The organism is Shewanella sp. SM101 (assembly GCF_025654465.1).
Taxonomy (GTDB): domain Bacteria; phylum Pseudomonadota; class Gammaproteobacteria; order Enterobacterales; family Shewanellaceae; genus Shewanella; species Shewanella oncorhynchi.
The window spans coordinates 107832-121103 of record NZ_JAKKRH010000005.1 but is presented as its reverse complement, the minus strand read 5'-3'; the positions used below and the strand labels follow the sequence as shown (position 1 = coordinate 121103).

Sequence of the window (13272 nt, the reverse complement as noted above, 5' to 3'; positions counted from 1 at the left end):
GTTGCTGCCTTTTTGTTATCTATGGCTCAGATTTATAGCACTAATCCGTTCGAACTATGTGCCAGTTTAGTCCTTACGCACTCAACTTAGTTTCATCAACCACTAATTTGATCACTTGGCCTGGTTGTAAATACTGTGATTGCGCTAGGCTATTCCACTCGAGTAGCTCGGCAACAGTTACGTTAAATTTATTGGCGATACGGGCAAGTGAATCACCGGATTTTACCTTGTAACTAACAGTACGAATTTGTGCGGTTTGCTCAAGCTCCTTTGGTGCTAAGATCACTAACTGCTGACCGTTTTGTAGCTTGCTATTCTTAGCCAATTTGTTCCAAGTGCTGAGTTGTTTCACCGTCACTTTATGGGCTTGGGCTATTTCTGAGAGTGTGTCTCCTGACTTAACCTGATAAGCAATTTTTGTTGATTCAACTGCAGCATGTGATTTTTTCGGCAATTGCTGCTTAGTTGACAGGGCATAAAGCTGTTTGTCTTGCGCATCGACAGGAATAATCAAATGCTTGCCTGCGACGATCGTGTTGCTTTTCATGCCGTTGGCGGCGCGAATAGCGGCAACGGTCGTATGGTGCTGCGTAGCAATCTTGCCAATGCTATCGCCAGATTTGATCGTGTAACGTAACCAGCTGATCCTATCTTCGGTTTCTGTTTCAGCGAGCGCTTTTTTAAATTCTTCCGATTTATCAATTGGTAGCACTAAGGTGTGCGGACCAAGTGGCGATGTAGCCCAGCGGTTATAACCTGGGTTGAGTTTTTGTAACTCAAGCGTGGTCATATTGGCAAAACCTGCCGCCATGGCTAAATCAATTTGGCTATCAATATCAACCACTTCAATTGTCGGATTGTTGTCAATTGGCGCTAAAGAAATACCATATTCATCAGCGTGTTTAATGACTTCTGCCAGTGCGAGCAGTTGCGGCACATAGCGCTCCGTCTCTCTGGGCAAATCCAATGACCAAAAATCCGTTTTTAAGCCTTTTTTCTCGTTACGTTTGATTGCATTGAGCACCCGTGATTCACCCGAGTTATAGGCAGCAATAGCATAAAGCCAATTGTTATTGGTTTTATCGTAGAGGTATTCCAGCATATCGAGCGCCGCAGTCGTTGATGCGGGGACATCACGACGACCGTCATACCACCAGTTCATTTCTAAACCGAAATGACTGGCCATAGGTGTGGTAAATTGCCACAGACCCGATGCCGCGCCAGTCGATGATGCGGAAGGATCAAAGGCGCTTTCAATTATGGGTAACAAAGCTATCTCAATAGGAAGATGACGCTTTTCAAGTTCTTCTACAATCATGTACATATAAGGAGCAGCACGTTCCGAGATGATCGCCAGATGCTGTGGATTTTTGATGTACCAATCACGGTATTGATTCACCAATTTTTGATCTGGAACCGGTAACTGCATGCCCTGACGAATTCGCTCCCACACATCGGTAATTTGCGCCGATGGAGCCTCGGTTGCGAGGTAATATTCTGGGACTGTATTTTCGGTTGTGACGGCTTCAACTTCTGTTTGGTTAACGCCATGGTTGTCTAATGTTTGACAGCCTGTGAGTAGGGCAAATCCCCCTACAACAACATAAAGTGATACTCTCATTGAAAACGGTAGTCCTCTGTTAGTGCATCGCTTTTCTTTATAGTAACAGTATGTTTTATATGAAGATAAAGACGACGCAGTGCGCAAAGTTTTCACGCAAAACGAGCCATTCTATGGGATCTTTTCGATCTTGTCCCTTAATTATCGTACATAATGTAAGGCCATTTTTGACTTACATCATCAAAAATGAGAAAAACTGTTTGAATTTCAATCTATAATATTGCTTTTGTGATCAAAAATTATCTTTCCACTGTCTGAGTAAGGTAAAACCGCTGAGTTCGTCTAAATTTGCGTGATTTAGACTGCTAAAATGCTGTTTTATGTTATCAACAATTTCAGTGTCGCTAGGGCGTAAAAAGGGATTGATGGCACGCTCTAAAGCGATGGTGGAGGGAACAGTCGCCTTGTCTTGGCGACGTAACTGCATCGCGCGTTCGTTATAGTCTTGGAGCTCGCGATTGTTGGGATTGACCGCGAGGGCAAATTTGAGGTTTGAAAGTGTGTATTCATGGGCACAATACACCCGAGTGTCGGCGGGAAGCTGGGCAAGTTGCTGTAGTGAGTTGAGCATTTGCGCTGGCGTGCCTTCAAATAAGCGTCCGCAGCCGCCGCTAAACAGGGTGTCACCGCAAAATAAGGCATCTTCAACAACGTAGGCTATATGTCCTGCTGTGTGGCCTGGTACATCTAAGACTTGCAGCTCAGCGCTGAGATACTCCAGTGTGAATCTGGGCTTGGCTTTTGCGTGCAGTGGATGTGTGATGCCTTCGATCTTCTCATTATCTGGGCCATAAACCCTGAGTCTATTATGACTATAGGTTTGAAGCGCTGCTACGCCACCCGTATGGTCATTGTGGTGGTGGGTCAGTAAAATACCCGCTAGCGTGAGTTGATTGGCTTGCAGATAGTCAATGACCACACTTGCATCGCCGGGATCGACAACATAAACCTGAGTATGGGGCTGTTGTTGTAACACCCAGATATAATTGTCATTAAAGGCTTTGATCGCTGTTATAGTGAGCATAGAACTGCCTATGTCCGTATTTCAATTTGAAGATAAAGATATTATCCATGAGTGAACGGCCCTTGGCGACCTTTGCCGCTTTTGCCCTGTGGCAGAATGTGGTCATCTTTGACCCCATTGGATACTTGTCTACCCAACTAACGGAGGAACTCTGTGTCGCATTTTAGTACTGAGCTCAAGCCCGAACAATGGAGTGACCTACCCAATGGTGAGGCACTACAGCAAGCCGTCGCTAAACAGCTTGAAGAGTGGTGGCCAAGAGTCTTTGGTTATCATTTATTAAAGTTAGGGCCTTTGAGTGCCGAATTGTCGAGCATGGCATCGCCAGTCGCCCATCATTTTTCACTCTCGCCATCTAAAGGCGCCTCTATTGAAGGCGATTTTTGCCATCTACCCCTGCAGAATGCGGCGATAGATGCGGTGGTAATGAGTCTATTGCTCGAATTTGAACCCGATCCTTACCGTATTCTTCGCGAAACCGATAGGGTACTCATCGCCGGAGGCTATCTTTTTATCGTCGGTTTTAATCCCTTGAGTCCGGTATTTTTGGGTAAGTTATGGCCTAAATATCAGGATTGTCTTCCTTGGAATGGCCGTTTTTTTATGCCTTCGAGGGTGCGAGATTGGTTAGGTTTATTAGGTTATCAAGTGGTGGGGGATGAGCGTTTGGTCTATCACCCATTAATGGGCGAGTTTACCCAAGGCAAATTTTTGCAACAGAGTTTAGCGTCATGGCTTCCTAGCGCGGGCAGTTTGTATTTAATTGTGGCACGTAAACTCGAGTCGCCACTCACACCTATTCGCGATAAACGTAAGGTGCGGCAGACAAATTGGACCACGGCACCGACTGCGGGTCGTTCGGGACATTTATCAGAGCATTCGGAAAACTGATAAGGCATTTCCATTTTAAGTACAGGTTTTTATATGCGGATCACCTTAAGACAACTGGCAGTATTTGAGGCTGTGGCACGTAGCGGCCAAGTCGCAAAGGCGGCTGAACAAGTGAATTTATCACCACCGGCGACATCTATGGCCTTGGCTGAATTAGAAAAGCAGCTAAATGCCCGCCTATTTGAACGTATTGGCAATCGATTACAGCTTAACTCCCAGGGTAATTTACTGCTGCCATTGGCAACGGATCTATTACACCGTGTTGAACAAATTGAGCAGGCATTTACTTATCATGGTGGTGATCTGGTTGGGCGTTTAAGCATCAGTGCCAGTTCGACAATCGGCAATTATCTGATGGCGAAAGCCGCAGTGGCATTTTGTCAGCAACATACTCAAACCCATGTGGATGTGGCAATTACTAATACTCAAGATGTGATCCAAGCGGTTGCGCAGTTCCGCTCTGAAATGGGTTTTATTGAAGGCCATTGCACTGACAATCGTTTGAGTGTCGAGGCATGGCATAAGGATAGGTTGCTGGTGTTTTGTCATCCGGCGCATCCTCTGGCGGGGAAAGTGGTTAAACCTGCGGCGGTTAAAGGCCTATCTTGGGTGCTACGTGAGGAAGGATCGGGCACTCGCGAATATTTTGTAAATGCCGCCAATGAGTTGGATATGCAGCCAGAGGCTAAATTCTGCTTTACTACGCCGGATGCGATTAAATTGGCTGTGAAACAAGGTGCTGGGCTTGGGGTGTTATCTGAGTTGGCGCTGGAGAAAGAAATCAGTCGTAAAGAGTTGGCGTTAGTCACGATTGAGGGACTCGTACTCGAGCGGCAGTTTTATCGCATCACCCATAAGAGCCGTCAGGCGACATCCCTAGGTCAAGCTTTTGTGCTGTTTTGTGAGAATTTTTTCAATATTGCAGGTGTGGAATTGAAATAAACCGTTTGATAGCAATGGCTCATAAATAGTGAGCATAAATGTTAACGGTGGACTGACAGTGAGATGAGTAGTGAAATAAATCATCACGCCTAAGTGTTTAGCTTAGGCGTGATGGCATCGAACTTACTTTTTCGAATTTAGCTTATATCAACTTTGGCTATACGAATTTTGCTCGTTTAAGCTAAGGGCCACAGGGTTAAGGCTGATAACCTAAATCGGGTTGGGTTGGTTTAGATTCTGCTGCGGTGCGAGCTAACACATCGCAACGTTCGTTTTCGGCGTGGCCCGCGTGACCTTTAACCCATTGCCAGTCGATAGTGTGCATCTGTGAGGCTTTATCTAATCGTTTCCATAGGTCAACGTTTTTGACTGGGGTACGGTTTGATGTCATCCAACCTTTTTTCTTCCAGCCATGTATCCATGTCATTATGCCTTGGCGCATATATTGGCTGTCGCTGGTGAGCACGACTTGGCAAGGCTCTTTCAAGCTTTCTAACGCTATGATTGGGGCTAACAATTCCATGCGATTATTGGTCGTGAGCGCAAAACCGTCGGACATCTCCTTTGTATGGCCTTTATAATTCATTACAATGCCATAGCCGCCAGGACCGGGATTGCCTAAGCAAGAGCCGTCAGTGAAGATGTGGATCAGTTTTAGTTCAGTCATCAAATTGTTACCATAGCCGGGAATTTCGGCCGAGTATAACTAAAAATTGTCATAAGAAGCGCATAAAAACATGAATATTATCTCTAATGCTAGCCGTCAGGTTATTTTAGATACCGAAACCACAGGTATGAACCAAGGCAGCGGCGCCATCTATTTAGGCCATCGGATCATCGAGATTGGTTGTGTGGAAGTGGTAAACCGTCGTTTGACGGGGCGTTATTACCACCAATATATCAATCCTGGTCAAGCAATTGATCTCGAAGCTATCGCTGTTCACGGTATTACCGATGAACGCGTTTCCAAAGAGCCGCGTTTCCATCAAATTGCTCAAGAGTTTATCAACTTTATCGACGGCGCTGAAATCGTCGCACATAACGCGAACTTCGACGTGAACTTCATGGATCATGAGTTTTCACTGCTGCAGCCGCGTGGTCCGAAAACCGCTGATATTTGTCAGATCCTCGATACCTTAGAGATTGCTAAGTTTTTACATCCCGGTCAGAAAAACAATCTCGACGCGCTCTGTAAGCGTTACGGCGTCGATACTTCTCGCCGCGAGTACCACGGCGCATTACTCGATGCCGAGATCCTCGCTGATGTTTATCTGATCATGACTGGCGGACAGACAAAGTTTAATTTGTCTAACGAAGAAGCGGGGCAGGAAGCGGGGGGGATTCAACGTTTTGATCCACAATCACTTAATCTTAAAGTGATTGGCGCATCGGCCGATGAACTGACAATGCATGAACAACGCCTTGATTTAGTCGCAAAATCAGGTAAATGCCTCTGGAGAGGATAGAAGAATTACTATGCCGATGTCGCGCCATAAACCCATTTTAGCTTTTTGCCTGCTTGCCACTATGCTGTTATTTAGTGTGGCGAGTGTATTGGCCGCTGACCTAGATCCCGCTAAAAAAGTCGTCAAGCCACCTAAGGCAGCACCGATTGTAGGATTGGAGACGGCTTCCGAGCTTAAAAACCGTTTTCGTATTGATCATATGGTCGATAACATGACCTTATTAGTGGAGCGTGAATATGGCTCTGCGCCCGTGGTCATAGTGTTACCCGATGGCAGTAAATGGTATGCCAATCGTCATCCAGCAACCGTTAAGTGGGTTGATGGTATAACGGGCGATATTATTTACATTGAGTCACCACAGCCCGGACCTTGGCAGTTGGTGGGCAAGGTTGTCTCAGGTTCAACCCTTAAGAAGCTCTCTAAACTCGAAATCGAAGTCCAGCCTTTACCGCAGCCAATCTTCCAAGGTGAACAAGTTAAAATTGTCGCGCAGCTAATGGGTGACGAGCAGCGTGTGCGTATGCCTGGGTTAGATTATTTAGTCGAATGGACGGCACATTTTGTGAGTAAACATAAGGCGGGCGATGAAAACTTTGCCGCGGGTGACATTATTGTTGGTTCCTATAAAGACAATGGTGAAGATTACGATGAAAAACCCGACGATGGTGTATTTACCAGCAATATCAATATAAAGCAGCCTTGGGGTGATTATGAGTTTGTCGTGCAGGCACGTAATAATGTGTTTGAACGGCAGGTTTCATTCCCGTTTAAATTGTCACCTCGGCCAATTAATCTAGAAGTTATTACCCCTGACGATCCGCTAACAGGGCAATGGAAAGTCATGTTACACGTGGATAAGACAGTGTTGCAGCTGGCTGAGACACATTTTTCCTTTGAGTTAGTCGGCCCTGCTGGCTTGCAACTGCCTTTGGTTGTTAATGGTCTCATTGAGCCTGACTCTGAATTAGATTTACCCACAGTGACAGAGTTTGGTAGTTATCGAATTAAAGGTTTTGTGGCGACGACGACTGTCACTGGTCGTGAAATCGTGCTGGATTTACCTGAGCTTTTCTTTAACTTAATTGAACCACCAGAACCACCACCAAGTGCCGAAGAGTTGGCTGCTGTTGCTGCACAAAAAGCGGCAGAGGAAGAAGAGCTTGCGAAGAAAGATGCAATGTTCTGGATCATTACAGTCAACGCTATCTTGTTAGTCTTAGGCGTGGTGGGATTAATTGTGTGGCGTAAGCGCCAAAGTTTGGCGCAGGCCTTAGCTGCCGCGGAGTTACGTTTATTGAATGAAGCATCTGCAAATTCACCCGCAGCGCCTTCATTAGATGAAATCGATCTCACTATGCCAGATGAGGCAGATAAAGACCGTTAGCCAAGCGTTGCTTAATATGTTTGATTTATGACTTTGAACTGGAACGTTGCAGCGATATTTGGGATATAAATCAAGGTCTGCAATTGATTTGGCTTTTTTTTAATCAAATGATAAATCGAAGTAAAAAACGGTTGACGCCTGCAGGGCTCAACCGTATTATTCTTCGCATCTTAAGCAGAGCATTGATAAGTGTGTTGAATTATCGTTCTGTTTTAACATCGGCGGCCTGTCACGCTGGAGTTAGCGGGTTTGATGCCCGTAAGATACTTGGATAAGGAAGAATTTGGAGCGGTAGTTCAGTTGGTTAGAATACCGGCCTGTCACGCCGGGGGTCGCGGGTTCGAGTCCCGTCCGCTCCGCCAAATTGCAAAAGCCCCATCGAAAGATGGGGCTTTTTGCTTTTTACTGATCTCCTTAATTTCTGCGCTGTTCATCTTATTAGCGATGAGACTCGATTCAAATGTCAGCAAGGATCACGCTGAAATCTTAATATGATTAAGTGATCGCTACTGTGGAGCCTGTGCGGTGTCGGTGAGGATGACTTCAACCCGACGGTTTTGCTGGCGGCCACTGGCGGACTCATTATTGGCAACAGGTGAGCTTTCACCTTTACCTAGGCTACTGAGCCGATTGGATTGGATCCCTTTTCCTTGTAAAAAATGGCTAACACTATCAGCTCTTTGCTGCGATAAACCCAGATTGTATTGTTCACTGCCTACACTATCTGTATACCCTTCAATCATGGCACCACGCGCGGGATACTTGTTCAGAAAGTTCGCTAGGTTGGTTAGATGTTGACTGGTCGATGACTTAAGATCCGCTTTGGCAGTATCAAATAAAACATCACCTAAGGTTACGACCCAACCACGTTCTGACTGACGGGCATTCAGCAATGTGAGCTGGGCTTGCAGTTCGGTCGTTTCCTGACGCGCATCTGCAGCATCAGCACGGGCTAGGCGCGCATCTTGATGAGCTTGATTGGCCTCTGTGGTGCGAGCATCCAATCTGGCGTCATCGCGTTTTTAGCGAGGACTTTGTGTTGATCTTCGGCAAAGCGGCTCTGCGCTTGAGCTAAGGCAATATTGACTTTCTTATCAGCAACAAACACTAGGTGCTGTGATTGTTGCTCATCTTTTACCGGTTGTTCAGCAGCGCGAACGGCTTCTTCAGCTTGTTTAATGGCAGCAGGGGCTAAAATTGCCAGTTCATTATTCGCTTGCAGTTTATTAAGTTCTGTACGGATATCACCGATGCCTTCAGCTATTTGGGGCGTACTGCTACAAGCTGCTACAGTGGTTAGGAGTAGGCTATATGCCAGTAGATGACGGCTAAAACGTAAAGGCAGACCCGATGAAACGATAGGTTTTTTCATTACTGAATTCCTCCTGAACGGCGCAACATTTCTTGCTGCAGAATGCTGATATTGTTTTTCATTTCATTATTGACGCTATTGGCTTGTGCCAACCTCAGCGCGAGCTTGGGCCAATTCGGCCTCAAGGCTCGCCTCTATGGCGTAACGATCGGCGCTGACAGTGTCCATATTGAGTAATGCGCTGCTTGCAGATTGAAGTTTAAGTCTGGCCTGTGCCAGTTCATTTGAGGCATATTGGCCGACTCTTGCTTGCTCTGCGCGGGCAATGGTGTGTTCAGCCCGTTCCATTTCTGCGGTCTTAGTCAATGGCGTTGAACTGCAGCCCACGAGCGCTGTTGCAATACAACCTGCTAATAAGAAGTGTTTGGCTCGCTGCAGACCGATTGAATATTGCTGTGGTTGTTGATTTTTATTGATGTTCATTTGAAATTCCTTTCTCGGAAACAGTGCCCCGAGTGTGGTCTTTAGGTTTGTTATTCCACCATGCACAGTCAATATGCTGGTGAATAGCCCCATTTTTGAGCCAGTTGGTATGAGTGAGTAATTTGACGCCACGGAAATTCATGATCTACTCCTCTGAGTTAAAGAGGGCCGACACAGTAAGGATTGCATCGGCTTGAGCTAAACGCAGTGTGTTACTGCAAGGTTTAGTTTTTGCACTTAATCAATGAAACTTTTCCCTGTTTGTTCGTCACGTCCTAGTCTAACGAGTGATGATTTGGCTCTTTTTCAGTCCAGTTACCTTCCTTGTTGTTTGATTTAAGTTCTTCAACCTCGCTTATTTTGTGTGCTTTTACTGGTATCCACGTCTTGTTTAGCTTTATCCGCAACTGTGGTTTTGATCATCTGACGGTTGCGGGCTACGACGGGAGGATTGGCTTTGTTGGTGTCGGAATTCTGTGCATCGTTATCGACGGATTTATGTTGTTCTGTGAATTTTTTCATATAAACCTCAAGTAACCCGGTGTAGTGCAAGAGTGCATGAACCGTACATTCAGCATGACCTGCAAAATATTGAACGTCTGTGCGTTAGCGCGCATGGGATTAGTGATGGCAATATTGGCCGCTCGGCACGTTTTTTGTTTGCTGGGCGGGTCGATGCAATCAGTAATAATGCATTGATTATAAAGGTAATATTTCGGATATTAGGCAGCATCAGTTTGCGCCATGTTGGCGTGTAGGGTTGATGACTGCCTGTTTTGTTTATGCTCTGCAGTACCAGTGTGGGTTTAGTACTGAAGTGGCATATGGGATAACGATAGAATGGCTGTTGTACGAGTGGTCTAGCCATCCGTTATGTGCACAGTACGTTTATGTTTGCTGCGCTTGTTGAGGTGGCATCAGCCGTTCTGATTCCTGTCTAACGACCGTGTAACATTCACAACAGGTTTGTTCTAGTAACGCGCGATCGACCACTTCAATATTCCCACGACTGTAATTGATAATTCCCATGCGCTGCAGTTTGCCTGCCGCATCGGTGACACCTTCACGGCGTACGCCGAGCATATTGGCAATCAATTCTTGTGTCATTAACACGCGATCATCGGGCAGCCTATCTATCGAAAGCAGTAACCAACGACACAGTTGCTGTTCAATACTATGGTGGCGATTGCAAACCGCGGTCTGGGCCATTTGGGTCAGTCGCACCTGACTGTAACGCAGTAACAGGTGGAGCAGGGCGCCATGACGGTTAAATTCGTCTTTAAGCCGCTGACCAAACAAGCGATAGGCAACGCCAGCACTTTGCACTACAGCGCGACTCGTGGTGCTTTCTCCTCCCATAAACAGGGCAACGCCGACCATACCATCATTTCCAACGACGGCAATTTCAGCGGATGCCCCATTTTCCATCACATATAGCAACGAAATAATCGAGTCCAGCGGGAAATACACATAACGCTGCTTTGAGCCTGCTTCACAGACTACTTGTCCGAGTTCTAATGGAACCAGTTCCAGATGCGGGAAAATACGTTGTTTGACTTCTTCTGGCAATTCACATAACAACCGATTGGATTCTGGCGGGAAGTGAGTTTCCGGTGGCGGTCGCTCTGATACAGATTTCAGTTTTAGTGTGTCCATTATGATAGCGTGTCCTTGTTTGGTGATGTCGCTAACTCAGGTTACAGCGAGAAACACCTATGCTATGTACGGTAGCGAACATAATGGCAGGTTTTTTGAATCGTTGAGTGGACAATATGCACTTAAGTGCGCATTGAGTGATAGCAACTGCAGCAACGGGCAAGTAGAACTTGTCGATCAAGAATATGTAATCGCCCACGATTATATGAAATGCTGCCGCGGGTCTGTAAATTGCCTGCGGCCTCGGTAATACTGCTTCGCCTAACACCCTGCATGTCGGCTAAAAATTGATGGGTTAGATATAACTCATCAGTCTGAATTCGGTCGTGACTCATTAGCAACCAACGTGCTAGCCGAGACTCAATGGAGTGAAAATGGGCACAGACTGCATTTTGTGATAATTGGCATAACAAGGTGTATAGATAAGTCTCTACTATTTGCTTCAGATTGGTATTTTGAGCGAGTAAGCCTTCAAAGGTTTCAATGGGGAGCCGCCAAGCTTGACCAGAACCTTGGATGATCGCCTCGGAAGGCACTTGCCGAGTGCCCAGCAAAGTCGTCGCTCCAAGCATACCTTCGTAACCAATCAAACCCATTTCCAATGCCGGATGTTTGGGGAGTTTAGCAATCAAAGAAATAAAAGCCGTTAAGGGAAAATAGACATATTGATATGACTCGCCAGGCTTGCACAGTAAGTCGGCAAAGTTAAGTTGGACTAACTCAGCTTGCGATAATAAATCCGCTTGTTCCACCACTGGCAGATGACGGATTAATCGGTTCTGAATTTGTGGGGCTAATGTGTCTTGGTGTTGAGTGGGCATAGCGGTTCAACCTGTGGTGGCATTGACTTGGCACCAGAAAATCTGCTGCAAAAAGAAGGGCCGCAGCATCAGAACGGGGCTGCGGAATGATGGATATTAAATGACTAGTTTTTTAGTTGCGGTGAAGGTGCGCCAGATTTTAGTTGCATATCGTTTTTGACTGAAATAACGCCGGGGACTTTGCTTGTTAGTTTTACCGCAGTATTGATATCTTCACGCGATTTAACAAACCCGCTGAGCTGGACCACGCCTTTAAAGGTTTCAACATTAATCTCGGCCACACTTAAGTTTTTATCACCTAAAATGGCAGCTTTCACTTTGGTGGTGACCACACTGTCGTCTAAATACTCGCCAGTACCTTCTTTGTTGTATGCAGAACTGCAACTGGCCACGGCGACTAAGCCTAGAGCCAGCAGGAAGATACTTAACATTTTAATTGTTCTCATCAGATTATCCTTTTTGATAAAGAGTAAAAATGGGGGCATTAGCTAACGCGTCCCGTTAACAGCAATATAATCAGCACCAGTAGCACTATGCCTATAAGTCCACCAGGACGATAACCCCAGTTTCGGCTATGGGGCCAAGTGGGGAGCATGCCGAGAAATAACAAAATTAAAATAATCAATAAAATAGTCGCAATTGACATGGCTAATCTTCCTGATACCGGGGCAATTTTGCACTGGGTAACATGAGTCTGTGCCGTAGTAAATGGGATGTCGGTACGGTGGCGCACTTACAGGGTTCTGACGAGTCGATGTGTTTATATTCGCATTAACTGATAAGCGGTATGCCGAACAGAGCGAGTGATTGTAGAGATGCATACTCTAACTTATGTCCGATGACGGACATGTTCAATTCGAAACCAACGTTTGGTATTTCACTTATTCCGTTGTCCAGTTTCATGGGCTGCGCTAATAAAGAGGTCAACAAAATGAATTATCATGATCGCGATGTTTACGGTATTTACAACAATCCACAGTTCGCTTCTCCATCATTGGCACAAGGACCCGGCCCATATCTGATGGGCGCTGAAACACTGATCGGCAATAATGTTGTTAATAATTCTGGTGAAACCTTAGGGGATATCAAAGAAATTATGCTTGAAGTGGAAACGGGCCACGTCGGGTATGCGGTACTGTCGTTCAGTACTTATTTTGGTTTTGGAGAAAAGCTGTTTGCAGTGCCTTGGAAGATGCTGACACTTAATCATGAGCAAAAATGTTTTGTCATGGACATATCATTAGAGCGACTCAAAACGGCGCCGGGCTTTGACAAAGGCCATTGGCCCAATATGAAAGATGTTGAATGGGAAAACGAACTGCACGATTACTACGGTAGCCGTAGTGATTAATGGTGTTAAGCAGGGGATTTATCCCCTGCGTTATTATTTGGATTCGGTAAATATGTATAAGTGTGGTTGTGTCTATCAAGTGAGTAGAGCCCACACGCATTTTAGTTGTTAGGAATTTGCTTATTTGCAACCTAATAACGATAAAATTTTGAGCTAGTGTATTATCGAAAGTCACTAGCGTGTATCGCTGATCAATGTCTTCGCTTCATCAAATGATTAAAGCCTTGTCGAAAGATAAGGCTTTTTTGTTTTTCTATTTTAAGTTTAAATCCCTATTTAAGGTAAATCTGATGTTTTCGGATTTGTACTACAGCTTATTTT

At 45.6% G+C, this 13272-nt stretch carries 16 protein-coding genes and 1 tRNA gene; 6 read left to right on the top strand and 11 right to left on the bottom strand.

Features of this window, described 5'->3' with window-relative positions:
• Positions 1–73 precede the first annotated feature (73 nt).
• Positions 74–1621 (bottom strand): LysM peptidoglycan-binding domain-containing protein, encoded by a 1548-nt coding sequence (locus L5M38_RS04395; RefSeq protein WP_168827800.1) that lies wholly within the window; start codon positions 1619–1621, stop codon positions 74–76.
• Between the two features lie 232 nt (positions 1622–1853).
• A complete protein-coding gene (gloB, locus tag L5M38_RS04390; protein ID WP_263166329.1) occupies positions 1854–2645 on the bottom strand; it encodes a hydroxyacylglutathione hydrolase in 792 nt (263 codons plus the stop codon).
• A gap of 153 nt (positions 2646–2798) precedes the next feature.
• Here gloB and L5M38_RS04385 point away from each other — a divergent pair, with 153 nt between their 5' ends.
• Both L5M38_RS04385 and L5M38_RS04380 read left to right on the top strand, forming a co-directional pair.
• Positions 2799–3536, top strand: a complete 738-nt coding sequence (locus L5M38_RS04385; protein ID WP_263166328.1) for a class I SAM-dependent methyltransferase — start codon at positions 2799–2801, stop codon at positions 3534–3536.
• A 33-nt stretch (positions 3537–3569) separates the two neighbouring features.
• Positions 3570–4478, top strand: coding sequence for a LysR substrate-binding domain-containing protein (locus tag L5M38_RS04380; protein WP_105252337.1), 909 nt, complete (start codon positions 3570–3572; stop codon positions 4476–4478).
• A gap of 196 nt (positions 4479–4674) precedes the next feature.
• Here the strand turns inward: L5M38_RS04380 and rnhA are convergent, their stop codons facing one another.
• A complete protein-coding gene (gene rnhA, locus L5M38_RS04375; protein WP_006081489.1) occupies positions 4675–5145 on the bottom strand; it encodes a ribonuclease HI in 471 nt (156 codons plus the stop codon).
• A gap of 70 nt (positions 5146–5215) precedes the next feature.
• Here rnhA and dnaQ point away from each other — a divergent pair, with 70 nt between their 5' ends.
• From dnaQ to L5M38_RS04360, 3 genes are all read left to right on the top strand, one after another.
• Entirely contained in the window at positions 5216–5944 is a 729-nt protein-coding gene (gene dnaQ / locus L5M38_RS04370) for a DNA polymerase III subunit epsilon (protein WP_198573302.1), read from the top strand.
• A 10-nt stretch (positions 5945–5954) separates the two neighbouring features.
• On the top strand, positions 5955–7328 hold the full coding sequence (locus tag L5M38_RS04365) for a TIGR03503 family protein (RefSeq protein WP_263166326.1): 1374 nt from the start codon (positions 5955–5957) through the stop codon (positions 7326–7328).
• 285 nt (positions 7329–7613) lie between these two features.
• Positions 7614–7690: transfer RNA gene (locus L5M38_RS04360), tRNA-Asp, on the top strand.
• 144 nt (positions 7691–7834) lie between these two features.
• Here the strand turns inward: L5M38_RS04360 and L5M38_RS04355 are convergent.
• From L5M38_RS04355 to L5M38_RS04320, 8 genes are all read right to left on the bottom strand, one after another.
• The gene (locus tag L5M38_RS04355; protein ID WP_263166324.1) at positions 7835–8332 is read right to left on the bottom strand and encodes an OmpA family protein; all 498 of its coding nucleotides are present in this window, start codon (positions 8330–8332) and stop codon (positions 7835–7837) included.
• The gene (locus tag L5M38_RS04350) at positions 8281–8700 is read right to left on the bottom strand and encodes a hypothetical protein (RefSeq protein WP_263166323.1); all 420 of its coding nucleotides are present in this window, start codon (positions 8698–8700) and stop codon (positions 8281–8283) included. Before L5M38_RS04350 ends, L5M38_RS04355 begins: the two co-directional genes overlap by 52 nt.
• 75 nt (positions 8701–8775) lie before the next feature.
• Positions 8776–9123 carry a DUF4398 domain-containing protein gene (locus L5M38_RS04345; protein WP_263166320.1) on the bottom strand — a complete coding sequence of 116 codons (348 nt, stop codon included), beginning with the start codon at positions 9121–9123 and terminating at the stop codon, positions 8776–8778.
• Positions 9124–9468: 345 nt separating this feature from the next.
• On the bottom strand, positions 9469–9645 hold the full coding sequence (locus L5M38_RS04340; RefSeq protein WP_263166319.1) for a hypothetical protein: 177 nt from the start codon (positions 9643–9645) through the stop codon (positions 9469–9471).
• Positions 9646–10011: 366 nt separating this feature from the next.
• Positions 10012–10779 (bottom strand): Crp/Fnr family transcriptional regulator, encoded by a 768-nt coding sequence (locus L5M38_RS04335; protein ID WP_263166315.1) that lies wholly within the window; start codon positions 10777–10779, stop codon positions 10012–10014.
• A gap of 122 nt (positions 10780–10901) precedes the next feature.
• Positions 10902–11600 carry a Crp/Fnr family transcriptional regulator gene (locus tag L5M38_RS04330; RefSeq protein WP_263166314.1) on the bottom strand — a complete coding sequence of 233 codons (699 nt, stop codon included), beginning with the start codon at positions 11598–11600 and terminating at the stop codon, positions 10902–10904.
• A 104-nt stretch (positions 11601–11704) separates the two neighbouring features.
• Positions 11705–12046 (bottom strand): BON domain-containing protein, encoded by a 342-nt coding sequence (locus L5M38_RS04325; protein ID WP_028760077.1) that lies wholly within the window; start codon positions 12044–12046, stop codon positions 11705–11707.
• A gap of 38 nt (positions 12047–12084) precedes the next feature.
• Entirely contained in the window at positions 12085–12246 is a 162-nt protein-coding gene (locus tag L5M38_RS04320; protein ID WP_081729035.1) for a DUF3309 family protein, read from the bottom strand.
• A 285-nt stretch (positions 12247–12531) separates the two neighbouring features.
• Between L5M38_RS04320 and L5M38_RS04315 the strand changes: the two genes are divergently transcribed.
• A complete protein-coding gene (locus L5M38_RS04315; RefSeq protein ID WP_263178436.1) occupies positions 12532–12951 on the top strand; it encodes a PRC-barrel domain-containing protein in 420 nt (139 codons plus the stop codon).
• Positions 12952–13272 lie beyond the last annotated feature (321 nt).